This is a genomic window from Halomonas sp. B23F22_3 (assembly GCF_043496965.1).
GTDB lineage: Bacteria > Pseudomonadota > Gammaproteobacteria > Pseudomonadales > Halomonadaceae > Halomonas.
Genome location: NZ_JBIEKG010000001.1, coordinates 156,980 through 169,418 on the forward strand (window position 1 = coordinate 156,980; position 12,439 = coordinate 169,418).

Consider the following 12,439-nt stretch of genomic DNA (forward strand, 5'->3'; position numbering starts at 1 on the left):
GACCCCGGATCTCCTGACGTGAGCGCGACCCTGCTGATCGAGCAACTCATCAACGGCCTGCAGCTCGGCACCATGCTGTTCCTGATGGCCAGCGGCCTGACGCTGGTGTTCGGCGTCATGGGGCTGATCAACCTGGCCCACGGCTCCTTCTACATGGTCGGCGCCTACGTGACCGCCCTCACCACCGCCTCGACCGGCTCCTTCCTGCTGGGCCTGGCCGCCGGCAGCCTCGCGGCCGCCGCGGCGGGGGCCATGGTGGAGGTACTGGTGATACGACGCCTCTACCACCGTTCGCACCTGGACCAGGTGCTCGCCACCTTCGCGCTGATCCTGATCTTCTCCGAGGGCACGCGCTGGCTGTTCGGCTCCTCGCCGCTCTGGCTCAGCCCGCCCGACTGGCTCGCGGGCTCGGTGGCCCTGCCCGGCGGCGCCCGCTACCCCGTCTACCGGCTGATGATAATCGCCGTGGGCGTGCTCATCGCCGCCGGCCTCTACCTCTTGATCTCGCACACGCGCCTGGGCATGCGCATCCGCGCCGGCGAGAGCGATCGCGAGATGATCGGCGCCCTGGGCATCGATATCCGGCGGCTCTACACCCTGGTCTTCGCCCTGGGCGCCGCCCTGGCGGGGCTCGCCGGCTCCCTGGTGGGCGCGCTGCAGTCGGTTCAGGTGGGCATGGGCGAGCCGGTGCTGATCCTCGCCTTCGTGGTGATCGTCATCGGCGGCATCGGCTCGATCAAGGGCGCCCTGCTGGGGGCGATCCTGGTCGGCGTGGTGGATACCCTGGGACGCATCTTCCTGCCGGCGCTGTTCGGCCTCTTCATGAGCCCCTCACAGGCCGCCGGGGTGGGCACCGCCCTCGCCGCCATGCTGATCTACATCCTCATGGCCGTCATCCTCGCCTTCAAGCCGCAGGGACTCTTCGCCGCCCATGACTGAGCACTCGACCGAGCGTCCCCACGACACCACCGCCGCCCCCATGGGCGCCCCCCGCCTCGGCCGCCAGGGGCTGGTCAACGTCGCTCTGCTGGCACTGACCCTGCTGGCCCCGCTGGTGGCCCACCTGCTGGGCGAGGCCTACTACGTCAACCTGGCCACCCGCATCGTGCTGGTGGCGATGGCCGGCGTGGGGCTCAACCTGGCGCTGGGCCATGGCGGCATGATCAGCTTCGGGCATGCCGCCTACTTCGGCATGGGCGGCTACGTGGCGGGTATCAGCGCCTATCACGCCTTCGACGGCAGCCTGCTGATGGGCCTGCCCGGCAGCGATGACATGCTGGTGATCTGGGCGGTGGCACTTCTCGCCTGCGGCCTGCTGGCCCTCGCCATCGGCGCCGTCTCGCTGCGCACCTCCGGGGTCTACTTCATCATGATCACCCTGGCCTTCGCCCAGATGGTCTACTACTTCGCCAACTCCTGGCCGAGCTACGGCGGCCAGGACGGCCTGCCGATCTACCTGCGCAACGGCCTGCCGCTGATCGACAGCCAGGATCCGCTGAGCTTCTTCCTGGTCTGCTTCGCCCTGCTGCTCGCCGCCATGGCGATCACCGCGCGGCTGATGGGGTCGCGCTTCGGCGCCGCCCTGACCATGGCGCGCCTCAACGAGACTCGCCTCGCTACCGCCGGCATCTCGCCCTACCCCATCCGCCTGACGGCCTTCGTCATCTCGGCCATGATCACCGGGCTCGCCGGCGCCCTCTACGCCGACCTCAACGGCTTCGTCAGCCCCGCCATGCTCAGCTGGCATTTCTCGGGCGAGCTGATGGTGATCGTCATCCTCGGCGGGGTCGGTCGCCTCTTCGGGCCGCTGGCCGGCGCCATCGTCTACGTGCTGATGGAGACGCTGCTCGGCGGGCTGACCGAGTACTGGCTCTTCTTCCTCGGCCTGGTGCTGCTCGGCGTGGTGCTGTTCGCCCGGCAGGGCGTGATCGGCTGGCTGGCCGGGGGGACAAGCCATGGCTGAGGCGGTGCTCGCGGTCGAGGGCCTGCACAAGCGCTTCGGTGCCCTTCAGGCCACCCACGACGTCTCGCTGACGCTGCGCGCCGGCGAGATCCACGCCCTGATCGGCCCCAACGGGGCCGGCAAGTCGACGCTGATCGCCCAGATCGCCGGCAGCCTCAGGCCCGACACGGGACGCATCCGGCTCGCGGGGCGCGACATCACCGGCCTCGGCGTCGCCGCGCGGGCCCGCCGGGGCCTCGGTCGCAGCTTCCAGGTCTCGTCGCTGGCCGAGCCGCTCAGCGCGCTGGGCAACGTGATGATCGGCGCCCAGGCGCGGGCGGGACACAGCTTTCGCTTCTGGCGGCCGGTGGCCCGCGATGCCCGCCTGCTGGCCCCCGCCCGCGAGGCGCTCGAGCGGGTGCACCTCGGCCACCGCGCCGACACCCCGGTCGCGGCACTCTCCCACGGCGAGCGCCGGCAGGTGGAGGTGGCCTGTGCGCTGGTGCTCGAGCCCCGCGCCCTGCTGCTCGACGAGCCCATGGCCGGACTCGGGCCGGAGGGCTCGGCGCGGCTCACCCAGCTGCTCGAGACCCTCAAGCAGGAGGTGCCCATCCTGCTGATCGAGCACGACATGGACGCGGTCTTCCGGCTGGCGGACCGACTCTCCGTGCTGGTCGACGGCCGCGTCATCGCCCACGGCGACGTCGAGGCCATCCGTCGCGACCCGCGCGTGCAGGCGGCCTACCTGGGAGACTGAGATGCTCACGATCACCGACCTCGAGACCTTCTACGGCCCCTCCCAGGCGCTGTTCGGCGTCAGCCTGCATGTCGAGGCCGGTGAGATGGTGGCGCTGATGGGTCGCAACGGCATGGGCAAGACCACCACGCTGCGCTCGTTGTTCGGCCTGACCCCGGCGCGGCGGGGACGCATCGAGTTCGACGGGCAGGACCTGCGACGGCTGTCGCCCTTTCGCATCGCCCGGCGCGGCCTGGGGCTGGTGCCCGAGGGGCGTCGCTGCTTTCCCAACCTCTCGGTGCGCGAGAACCTGATCGCCACCGCCCGGCCCGGACCCTGGAACCAGGCACGCGTCGAGGCGCTCTTCCCGCGCCTGGCCGAGCGGCGCGCGCAGATGGCCGACACCCTGTCGGGCGGCGAGCAGCAGATGCTCGCCATCGGCCGGGCACTGATGACCCACCCGCGCCTGCTGGTGCTCGACGAGGCGACCGAGGGCCTGGCCCCGGTGATCCGCCAGGAGATCTGGTCGGCGCTGCGCCGGCTCAAGGCCGAGGGCCAGTCGATCCTGATCGTCGACAAGTCGCTCGGCGAGCTGCTGCCGGTGGCCGATCGCTGCACCATCCTGGAGAAGGGCCGCACGGCCTGGACGGGCCGACCCGCGGCGCTGGACGAGGCGCTGCGCGCGCGCTACCTGGGGGTTTAGTTGAAGGACTAGTTGAAGGTCTGGCTGAAGGTCTAGTGAGGGATCTCACCGGAGGGCTAGCCAGGGATCGAGCCGGCGATCCGGCCGAGCATCGGGCGAGGCCCTCAGCGGTGGAAGGCGACGATCTCGTCGACGAAGCGCCCGCCGGGACGATAGTGGTCGAGCAGCGAGAAGTGATCGTCGCCGGGAAGCAGCTCACTGGTCACGTGACGCCCCTGCTGCCTCAGGTGCTTGGCCTGGGCCTGCATCTGGCCGGCAAACGCCTCGGACTCCTCGCCCCCGGCGACCAGTCGCACTCGGGCCGGCACCCGGCAGGGCTGACGCACGGGGCTGTAGTCGATTACATCGCGGTCGGTGAGCTGGAGCTTGGGCTGCAGCCACGACCAGGGAAAGGGCGCCAGGTCGTAGAGGCCGCTGATCGAGAGCGCCCCGCGGATCAGCTCATCGGGCAGGCCATACGCCTCCCGCCAGCGGGTGGCGAGCAGCATGGCGCAGAGGTGTCCGCCCGCGGAGTGGCCGGAGACGCTGAGCCGGTTCGGGTCCACGCCGAGCGAGGCGCCGTGGCGATGCATCCAGGCCACCGCCGCGCGGCTCTGGCGGACGATTTCGCCGAAGCGCACCTCGGGGCAGAGCGCGTAGTTGACCACCGCCACGGTGATGCCCGCGGCCACCAGGCCGTCGGCGACGAAGCCGAACTCGGCGTGGCTCAGCGCTCGCCAGTAGCCGCCATGGAAGAAGAGGTGCACCGGGCCGCCCGCCTCACTGCCGGGAAAGACGTCCATGCGCTCGGCCAGCGTCGGCCCGTAGGCCACGTCGGGAATCAGGCGCTGGCGTTCGCGCGACCGGGCGCTGCGCGCCCGCCAGTCGGCGATCAGGGCCTCGCCATCGCGGCCCCGCATGGGGTCATAGACCCGGTCGATCTCCTCCTGGGTGGCCGGGTGGCGATAGCGCACGGTGCTCGCCTAGCCCGGCCAGTGGTAGCCGCGATGCGGCCGGTTGGCCGCGAGCAGCAGGCCCAGCGGGACGAGCGCGAGGATCAGAAAGCCAACCAGGGTCCAGCCGGGCAGCGAGAGACCCAGCACCCGGACGCCGACCTCGGCGCACTCCCCGGAGCCGGAGAGCACCTGGGACAGCACCTGCTGCCAGGGCAGGATCTCCATCATGTAGTCGAGCCCCGGGCCACAGCTCGGCACCTGATCGGCCGGCAGCGACTGCAGCCACAGGTGACGCCCTGCCACGGCGATGCCGCCGCCCACGGCGGCCAGCGACAGCAGGCCGTAGACCACGGCCCCCAGCCGCCCGGCGGGGTCGTGAATCGCGGCCACCAGGAACACCGCGGCGGCGGCCAGCACCGCCACCCGCTGGAGGATGCACAGCGGGCAGGGCTCGAGCCCAACGACATGCTCGAGCACCAGGGCCACGCCCATCATCAGCACGCAGAAGGCGAGCCCGGCGAGGCTCCAGGCGCGCACGTCCAGGCGTCGGAGATCGTCGATCATGAGTGCTCCCCCGTCTGCAGCGGGGTGATGCTCCGGACCTCGCGAGCGCGCTCGAAGTAGCGGGCCAGGAAGGTATCGAAGGTCTCCTCGTCGGTGGCCTCGAGGTCCGCCTGCTGGTCGCGGGAACTCGCCACCAGGTCGTCGAACAGGGCCTCCCGGGCCGGGTCCATGGGGGTGTCGCGAAAGCCCTCGGCCTGTTCACGGGCGAGGCCGAGCATGGCCTCGAGGAAGGACTCGCCGGTCGACTCGAGCCGAGCCAGCAGCCGCCCGGAGGGCGTCAGGGCCGGATCCTCCAGGAGCGGCGTCAGCGCGGCCAGGGCCTCACCGTGGGGCTCGCCCTCCTCCAGCCGGTCGAGCAGTTCGGCCACCGGGGCCATCTCGGCGAGTATCTCTCCGCCCCAGTCGGCGATGGAGCGGTGCCGGCCATCCTGCAGCAGGCGCAGCGCCGGGTCCCGGCCGCGCTCGACCACCAGGCGACGGTTGTCGTCCAGCCGGTCGCACTCGTCGTCGGGGATCCACGGGCTCTCGCTGAGCAGGCACCACATCAGGAAGGTGTCGAGGAAGCGGATCTGGGTCTCGTCGACGCCCAGCGGCAGGAAGGGGTTGAGGTCCAGACAGCGCACCTCGATGTACTCGACCCCGCGGGCCTCCAGCGCCTGGCTGGGGGTCTCATCGTGACGCGCCACCCGCTTGGGGCGGATATCGCTGTAGTACTCGTTCTCGATCTGCAGGATGTTGGCATTGAGCTGTCGCCACTCGCCGCCCTCGTTCACGCCCAGCCGCCGGTAATCCTGCCACGGGGTGGCGATGGCGTGACGCAGGGTGTTGACGTAGTTGGAGAGCGAGTTGAAGCAGATCTTGAGCTGCTCCTGGACCTTGTTCTGGTAGCCCAGATCCGACATGCGCAGGCTGGTGGCATGGCGCGACACCAGGGTGCTGTCGCCATGGGGCTTGAGCTTCTCGGGCACCCGGCCGTCGGAAAGGAAGCTGCGGTCGAGTGCCGGCGAGGCGCCGAACAGGTAGAGCAGCAGCCAGCTGTGACGACGGAAGTTGCGGATCAGGCCGAAGTAGCGCGCCGAGCGGTAGTCCTCGAGCGGCGTGTCGGTGTCGCCCTCGAGCTCGCGCAGCAGCTGCCAGAGATCGTCGGGCAGCGAGACGTTGTAGTGCACCCCGGCGATGGACTGCATGATCCGCCCGTAGCGCAGGTCCAGCCCCTTGCGATAGACGGTCTTCATCACGCCGATGTTGGAGTCGCCGTAGTCGGCGATGGGCACGCTGTCGTTACCGTCGAGCCGCGCCGGCATGCTGGCCGGCCAGATCAGCTCACCGCCAAGGTGGCGGTAGCTGAAGCGGTGCAGGTCGGCGAGGAAGGCCATGGCATCGCCCGGCCGACAGTAGACCGGCGTGATGTACTCCAGCAGCGCCTCGGAGTAGTCGGTGGTGATGTGCGGATGGGTCAGCTTGGACCCCAGGGCGGCTGGATGCGGCGTGGCGGCGATGCGCCCCTCGCCGTCGACGCGCAGCCCTTCCTTTTCGATGCCGCGACGCAGTCGGCCGACGCGCCCCTGGTCGGCCAGCCCCTTGAGTCGATCGACGCGGGCGATAAGCGATTCGGACAAGTTGGTCACCATATGGAAAAAGGCGGGCGCCTGGGCGCCCGACAAGCATCAGATTAGGGCGCCGCCGCATGTCGCTTCAAGGGCAGCGGCGCGTCACGCTCAGCGACCCTTCTTGGCCTTCAACAGCGCCGCGCCCAGGGCCCCCATCTGGCCGCCCTGCTCCGGCGCCTTGTCGCGCCCCCCCTTGCCGCGCGCTTCGCCGCCGCTGCGGCGGGCCTTGGTGGCGGGTCGGTCGTCGCCCTGGGCCTCTTCCGGCTGATCGCTCAGCCGCATGGTCAGGCCGATACGTGAGCGCGGCAGGTCCACGCTCATCACCTTGACCCGGACGATATCGCCGGCCTTGACCACGCTGCGCGGGTCCTCGACGAAGCTCTCGGAGAGCGCCGAGATGTGCACCAGGCCATCCTGGTGCACGCCGATGTCGACGAAGGCGCCGAAGTGAGTGACGTTGGTCACGCTGCCCTCGAGGATCATGCCCGGCTCGAGGTCCTTGAGCGTCTCGACGCCCTCGCGGAACTCGGCCGCCTTGAACTCGGGGCGCGGGTCGCGGCCCGGCTTGTCGAGCTCGGTGAGGATGTCGCTGACGGTGGGCACGCCGAAGCGCTCGTCGGCGAACTCGGCCGGCTTGAGCGACTTGAGGGTGGCGCTGTCGCCGATCAGCCCGGCCAGCTCGCGACCGCTGCGCTGCGCGATGCGCTCCACCAGCGGATAGGCCTCGGGGTGAACGGCGCTGGCGTCCAGCGGGTTGTCGCCGTTCATGATGCGCAAGAAGCCCGCGCACTGCTCGAAGGTCTTGGGCCCCAGGCGACTGACGTCGAGCAGCGCCCGACGGCTGGTGAAGGCGCCCTCGGCGTTGCGCCGGGCGACGATGTTGTCGGCCAGCGCTGCGTTGAGGCCGGCGACCCGGGAGAGCAGCGCGCTTGACGCGGTATTGAGGTCCACCCCCACGGCGTTGACGCAGTCCTCGATCACCGCCTCCAGGCTCCTGGAGAGCTGCAGCTGGGAGACGTCGTGCTGGTACTGCCCCACGCCGATGGACTTGGGCTCGATCTTGACCAGCTCGGCCAGCGGGTCCTGCAGGCGCCGGGCGATGGAGACCGCGCCGCGGATGCTGACGTCGAGGTCCGGGAACTCCCGGGAGGCATATTCCGAGGCGGAGTAGACCGAGGCGCCGGCCTCGCTGACCATCACCTTGGCGAGCCGGTGGGTCTCGGCCATGGCCTTGACCAGCTCGCCGGCCAGGCGGTCGGTCTCGCGGCTGGCGGTGCCGTTGCCCACGGCGATCAGCGCCACGTCATGCTTCTTCACGAGCTTCGCCAGCTCGGCCAGCGAGGCCGCCCAGGCGTTGCGGGGCGCATGGGGATAGATGGTGGCGTGTTCGAGGAACTGGCCGGTGGCATCGACCACCGCCACCTTGCAGCCGGTGCGCAGGCCCGGGTCGATGGCCAGCGTCGCCTTCTGGCCCGCCGGAGCGGCCAGCAGCAGGTCCTTGAGGTTGGCGGCGAAGACCTCGATGGCCTCCAGCTCGGCGCGCTCGCGCAGCCGCCCCATCAGCTCGGTCTCGAGGTGGGTGTAGAGCTTGACGCGCCAGGTCCAGCGCACGACCTCGGCGAGCCAGCGGTCGGCGGGGCGTCCCTGATCGTTGATCGAGAAGTGCCTGGCGATGGCCACCTGGGCCGGATGGATCGGCGCCTCGTCCTCGCCGGGCAGGCGCAGGGTCAGCGCCAGCACGCCCTCGTTGCGGCCGCGGAACATCGCCAGCGCGCGGTGCGACGGCACCTTGGCCAGCGTCTCGTCGTGCTCGAAGTAGTCGGAGAACTTGGCGCCCTCCTGCTCCTTGCCGGCGATCAGCCGGGCGGAGAGCTCGCCCTCGCTCCACAGCCGCTCGCGCAGGCGTCCCACCAGCTCGGGGTCCTCGGCGAAGCGTTCCATGAGAATCTGCTTGGCGCCATCCAGGGCCGCCTTGGCGTCCTCGACGGCGGGGATGTCGCCATCCGCCGGGCGAAGATAGCGGGCCGCCTCGGTCTCGGGGGTGAGCCCCGGGTCGGCCAGCAGCGCCTCGGCCAGCGGCTCGAGCCCCGCCTCGCGGGCGATCTGCGCCTTGGTGCGCCGCTTCTTCTTGTAGGGAAGATAGAGGTCTTCCAGGCGCTGCTTGGTGTCGGCGGCGCGGATGCTGGCGGCCAGCGCGTCGGTGAGCTTGCCCTGCTCGTCGATGGCGGCGAGCACCGCCCCGCGGCGCTCCTCGAGTTCGCGCAGGTAGGCGAGTCGCTCATAGAGCTGGCGCAGCTGGATGTCATCCAGTCCGCCGGTGACTTCCTTGCGGTAGCGGGCGATGAAGGGCACGGTGGCCCCGCCATCCAGCAGCTCCACCGTGGCCGAGACCTGCGGCGGACGAACGGCGAGTTCCTCGGCGAGGCGGGCGATGATCTTGTCGTGTGCGTCCATGAAATCCTTGGCAATCAAACGTCCAGACGATCACGACAAGGTATCACACTCGGGATTCAGGCGGGGACGAATCGCAGCGCCAGGCCATTGTTGCACCAGCGCAGCCCGGTGGGCTCGGGGCCGTCCTCGAAGACGTGACCCTGGTGGCCGCCGCAGCGGGCGCAGTGGTATTCGGTGCGCGGAAAGACCAGGAAGTAGTCGACGCTGGTCAGCAGGTGGCCCTCGACGTGCTCGAAGAAACTCGGCCAGCCGGTGCCGGAGTCGTACTTCATGTCGCTGGTAAAAAGCAGCAGCTCACAGCCCGCGCAGCGGTACTCGCCCGGGCGGGTCTCCTTGTCCAGCGGGCTCGAGAACGCCGGCTCGGTGCCCTCCTCGCGGAGGATCTCGAAGCGGGCGTCGTCGAGCCGCTCGCGCCACTCGGCCTCGGAGAGTTCCAGGACCTCGATGTCGTCGGCGCGGGTGAGATCGGGCTTGGGACGCGCCATGGCCAGGCCAGGCAACAGGCTCGCGATGCCGCCGGCACCGACCAGCCCGAGGAATTGACGTCGCTTCATGATTGCTCTCCCATCAACGGGGTGTGATCTGTGTCGTGCTCCCCCCGATTTCCTTACACCAAAAAAGAGGGGGAAGCCTCGGCTTCCCCCTCTCGGACAGGGCCAGAGCGATCGGGTTCTCCCCGACCCGCCTCAGATCAGGCTGGGGCCGGCCTTGACGATGGCCTCGTTGACGCCGTCGAATTTCTTGAAGTTGTCGACGAACTTGGCGACCAGTTCGCCCAGGTGGCGGTCGTAGGCGGCCTTGTCTTCCCAGGTCTCGCGCGGGTCGAGCAGGCTGGAGTCGACGCCCGGCACGGCGGTCGGCACGGCCAGGTTCAGGCCCTCGACCATGCGCGTCTCGACGTCGCGCAGCACGCCGGACTGGATGGCGCTGATGATGGCGCGGGTGGTCGGGATGGAGAAGCGCGCACCGCCCTCGCCGTAGGCGCCGCCGGTCCAGCCGGTGTTGACGAGGTAGACCTGGGCGTCCTGCTCGGCCACGCGGCGGATCAGCAGGTCGGCGTACTCGCGGGCCGGACGCGGGAAGAACGGCGCGCCGAAGCAGGTGGAGAAGGTCGCCTCGAGGCCGGCCGAGGAGCCCACCTCGGTGGAGCCGACCTTGGCGGTGTAGCCGGAGAGGAAGTGATAGGCCGCGGCTTCCTTGGAGAGCACGGAGACCGGCGGCAGCACGCCGCTCATGTCGCAGGTCAGGAAGACGATGGCGTTGGGCTCGTCGGCCCGGTTCTCGGCCACGCGCTTCTCGACGTGCTCCAGCGGGTAGGCGGCGCGGGAGTTCTGGGTCAGGCTGTCGTCGGCGAAGTCCGGCTGGCGACGGTCGTCGAGGACCACGTTCTCCAGCACGGTGCCGAACTTGATGGCGTTCCAGATGATCGGCTCGTTCTTCTCGGAGAGGTCGATGCACTTGGCGTAGCAGCCGCCCTCGAAGTTGAAGACGGTACCGGGGCCCCAGCCGTGCTCGTCATCGCCGATCAAAAAGCGCGCCGGGTCGGCGGACAGGGTGGTCTTGCCGGTACCGGAGAGACCGAAGAACAGCGTGGTGTTGCCGTCCTCGCCCACGTTGGCGGAGCAGTGCATCGGCAGCACGTCGGCGGCCGGCAGCAGGAAGTTCAGCACCGAGAACATCGCCTTCTTCATCTCGCCGGCGTAGCGCATGCCGGCGATCAGCACCTTCTTCTGGGCGAAGTTGAGGATCACGCAGCCCTCGGAGTTGGTGCCGTCCCTTGCCGGGTCGCACTCGAAGAAGGGCGCGTTGAGGATGGTCCACTCGTCCTTGGCCGAGGGATTGAAGGCCTCGGGACGCACGAACATGGTGCGACCGAACAGGTTGTGCCAGGCGGTCTCGGTGGTGACGCGCACCGGCAGGTGGTGGACGGGATCGCTGCCCACGTGCAGTTCGGAGACATAGGACTCGCCGCTGGCCAGGTACTCCTCGACGCGGGTCCAGAGCGCATCGAAGCGGTCCGCCGGGAAGGGACGGTTGACGCTGCCCCAGTCGATCTGGCCGCTGGTGCTCGGCTCATCGACGATGTAACGGTCCTTGGGGGAGCGACCGGTGCGCGCGCCGGTATTCACCACCAGGGCGCCGTTGGCGGCCAGGCGACCTTCCCCGCTGGCCACCGCCCGCTCGATCAGCTCGGCGCTGCAGAGGTTGACGTGGGACGTGGCTTGCTGGGGGGCGGCTTGAGTCGTGGTCATGTCGTTTCCTGGGCCTTGCGGCCGCTTCTCTCTCGTGTGCCGGGCGTCGATGACGCAACGTGGGTCGTGCCAGATCGCCGCGTGCGGGGTGTTCCCGTCTGTTCGCTAGCGATCGAACCAGAAAATCGGCGCCATTATGGCAAAAAGCCGGCCGCCAGGAAACGCCGTTCTTTGGCGGAGTTCTTGTAGTTTTACTACTACATCGGCGCCGTTCACTACCACTCACTCCAACCGCCCATGCTGCTCTGCAGCAACGCAGGCGCCGACGCGGCGTCCGCTCAGTGAAGCGTGGGCGCCTCCCCCTGGGGATCGTCCAGCATCGCCTCGATCTCGACGGCGCTGAACGCGTAGCGGGTGTGGCAGAAGTGGCACTGGGTCTCGATGCCGCCCTGCTCGGCCAGTACCTCGCGCAGCTCCTGCGCCCCCAGGCCCAGCAGGGCGCCGGCGATGCGCTCGCGGGAGCAGGTGCAGCCAAAGTAGAGCGCCTTGGGATCGAAGACCCTCACCTCCTCCTCATGATAGAGCCGACGCAGCACCTCCAGCGGCTCGAGGCTCAGCAGCTCCTCGTCCTTGAGGGTCTCGGCCAGGTACACGGTGCGCTCCCAGGCGTCGTCGTCCTGGTTGAGCGACTCGTCGGGCAGGCGCTGCAGCAGGAGCCCGCCGGCACGCTGGCCGTCGGCGCAGAGCCACAGCCGCGTGGGCAGCTGCTCGGACTGGGCGAAGTAGGCGCCCAGGCAACCCGCCAGGCTGTCATGCTCCAGGGCCACGATGCCCTGATAGCGCTGGCCGTCGGTCGGGTCCAGGGTGATCACGATCTGCCCCTCGCCGACCAGCTCGCGGAAGCCGGCGGCGTCGCCGGGAATCGCGGCGTCCTCGTCCAGGCGGGCGATGGCGCGCAGCTCGCCGCCGGGATTGGATTCGGCCATCAGCAGGGAGAGCGCGCCCTGGCCGCGCACTTCGATGCTCAGCGTGCCATCGAGCTTGACCGTGTCGGTGAGCAGCGCCACCGCACAGAGCAGCTCGCCCAGCAGCTGATTCACCGCGCCGGGATAGTCGTGGCGTTCGAGCACGTCGGCGTAGGCGCGCTCGAGGGTGACGATCTCGCCGCGCACGTTGGTGCGCTCGAAGAGAAAACGCTGGATCTGGTCGTTCATGTCGTCTGAAACCTGAAGGGTGAATAGCAAGGGCGAAGGGAGGAGAGACCGGGGTGGCCGGGTCAAATGGCGCCACGCGCATGGCGACC

Annotated in this window: 11 protein-coding genes; 4 read left to right on the plus strand and 7 right to left on the minus strand. The window is 69.6% G+C overall.

Annotation, left to right across the window (positions count from 1 at the left end; all coding sequences use genetic code 11):
* Positions 1–18: 18 nt before the first annotated feature.
* Genes ACGTNG_RS00715 through ACGTNG_RS00730 form a run of 4 tightly spaced genes read left to right on the plus strand, consistent with a single transcriptional unit; the run spans position 19 to position 3,381 of the window.
* The gene (locus tag ACGTNG_RS00715; protein ID WP_394574910.1) at positions 19–939 is read left to right on the plus strand and encodes a branched-chain amino acid ABC transporter permease; all 921 of its coding nucleotides are present in this window, start codon (positions 19–21) and stop codon (positions 937–939) included.
* 40 nt (positions 940–979) lie between these two features.
* The gene (locus ACGTNG_RS00720; RefSeq protein ID WP_394575544.1) at positions 980–1,963 is read left to right on the plus strand and encodes a branched-chain amino acid ABC transporter permease; all 984 of its coding nucleotides are present in this window, start codon (positions 980–982) and stop codon (positions 1,961–1,963) included.
* Positions 1,956–2,699 carry an ABC transporter ATP-binding protein gene (locus ACGTNG_RS00725; protein WP_394574911.1) on the plus strand — a complete coding sequence of 248 codons (744 nt, stop codon included), beginning with the start codon at positions 1,956–1,958 and terminating at the stop codon, positions 2,697–2,699. Before ACGTNG_RS00720 ends, ACGTNG_RS00725 begins: the two co-directional genes overlap by 8 nt.
* A 1-nt stretch (position 2,700) precedes the next feature.
* On the plus strand, positions 2,701–3,381 hold the full coding sequence (locus ACGTNG_RS00730; RefSeq protein ID WP_394574912.1) for an ABC transporter ATP-binding protein: 681 nt from the start codon (positions 2,701–2,703) through the stop codon (positions 3,379–3,381).
* Positions 3,382–3,485: 104 nt separating this feature from the next.
* Here ACGTNG_RS00730 and ACGTNG_RS00735 read toward each other — a convergent pair whose 3' ends face one another.
* The 7 genes from ACGTNG_RS00735 to hslO all read right to left on the minus strand — a co-directional run bounded on the left by ACGTNG_RS00735 (position 3,486) and on the right by hslO (position 12,350).
* On the minus strand, positions 3,486–4,334 hold the full coding sequence (locus tag ACGTNG_RS00735) for an alpha/beta hydrolase (RefSeq protein ID WP_394574913.1): 849 nt from the start codon (positions 4,332–4,334) through the stop codon (positions 3,486–3,488).
* A gap of 9 nt (positions 4,335–4,343) precedes the next feature.
* Positions 4,344–4,880 (minus strand): disulfide bond formation protein B, encoded by a 537-nt coding sequence (locus tag ACGTNG_RS00740; protein WP_394574914.1) that lies wholly within the window; start codon positions 4,878–4,880, stop codon positions 4,344–4,346.
* Positions 4,877–6,511 (minus strand): glutamate--cysteine ligase, encoded by a 1,635-nt coding sequence (gene gshA / locus ACGTNG_RS00745; RefSeq protein WP_394574915.1) that lies wholly within the window; start codon positions 6,509–6,511, stop codon positions 4,877–4,879. Before gshA ends, ACGTNG_RS00740 begins: the two co-directional genes overlap by 4 nt.
* A gap of 87 nt (positions 6,512–6,598) precedes the next feature.
* Positions 6,599–8,944 (minus strand): Tex family protein, encoded by a 2,346-nt coding sequence (locus ACGTNG_RS00750; RefSeq protein ID WP_394574916.1) that lies wholly within the window; start codon positions 8,942–8,944, stop codon positions 6,599–6,601.
* 56 nt (positions 8,945–9,000) lie between these two features.
* On the minus strand, positions 9,001–9,498 hold the full coding sequence (msrB, locus tag ACGTNG_RS00755) for a peptide-methionine (R)-S-oxide reductase MsrB (RefSeq protein ID WP_394574917.1): 498 nt from the start codon (positions 9,496–9,498) through the stop codon (positions 9,001–9,003).
* A gap of 132 nt (positions 9,499–9,630) precedes the next feature.
* Positions 9,631–11,196: a phosphoenolpyruvate carboxykinase gene (locus ACGTNG_RS00760; RefSeq protein WP_394574918.1), complete on the minus strand. Its 1,566-nt coding sequence runs from the start codon at positions 11,194–11,196 to the stop codon at positions 9,631–9,633.
* Positions 11,197–11,474: 278 nt separating this feature from the next.
* Positions 11,475–12,350, minus strand: coding sequence for an Hsp33 family molecular chaperone HslO (gene hslO, locus ACGTNG_RS00765; protein WP_394574919.1), 876 nt, complete (start codon positions 12,348–12,350; stop codon positions 11,475–11,477).
* Positions 12,351–12,439: the final 89 nt, after the last annotated feature.

Coding starts and splice junctions, on each gene's coding strand:
- ACGTNG_RS00720 (WP_394575544.1), top strand. CDS start 980: ATGGGCGCCCCCCGCCTCGGCCGCCAGGGGCTGGTCAACGTCGCTCTG.
- ACGTNG_RS00725 (WP_394574911.1), top strand. CDS start 1,956: ATGGCTGAGGCGGTGCTCGCGGTCGAGGGCCTGCACAAGCGCTTCGGT.
- ACGTNG_RS00730 (WP_394574912.1), top strand. CDS start 2,701: ATGCTCACGATCACCGACCTCGAGACCTTCTACGGCCCCTCCCAGGCG.
- ACGTNG_RS00740 (WP_394574914.1), bottom strand. CDS start 4,880: ATGATCGACGATCTCCGACGCCTGGACGTGCGCGCCTGGAGCCTCGCC.
- gshA (WP_394574915.1), bottom strand. CDS start 6,511: ATGGTGACCAACTTGTCCGAATCGCTTATCGCCCGCGTCGATCGACTC.
- ACGTNG_RS00750 (WP_394574916.1), bottom strand. CDS start 8,944: ATGGACGCACACGACAAGATCATCGCCCGCCTCGCCGAGGAACTCGCC.
- msrB (WP_394574917.1), bottom strand. CDS start 9,498: ATGAAGCGACGTCAATTCCTCGGGCTGGTCGGTGCCGGCGGCATCGCG.
- ACGTNG_RS00760 (WP_394574918.1), bottom strand. CDS start 11,196: ATGACCACGACTCAAGCCGCCCCCCAGCAAGCCACGTCCCACGTCAAC.
- hslO (WP_394574919.1), bottom strand. CDS start 12,350: ATGAACGACCAGATCCAGCGTTTTCTCTTCGAGCGCACCAACGTGCGC.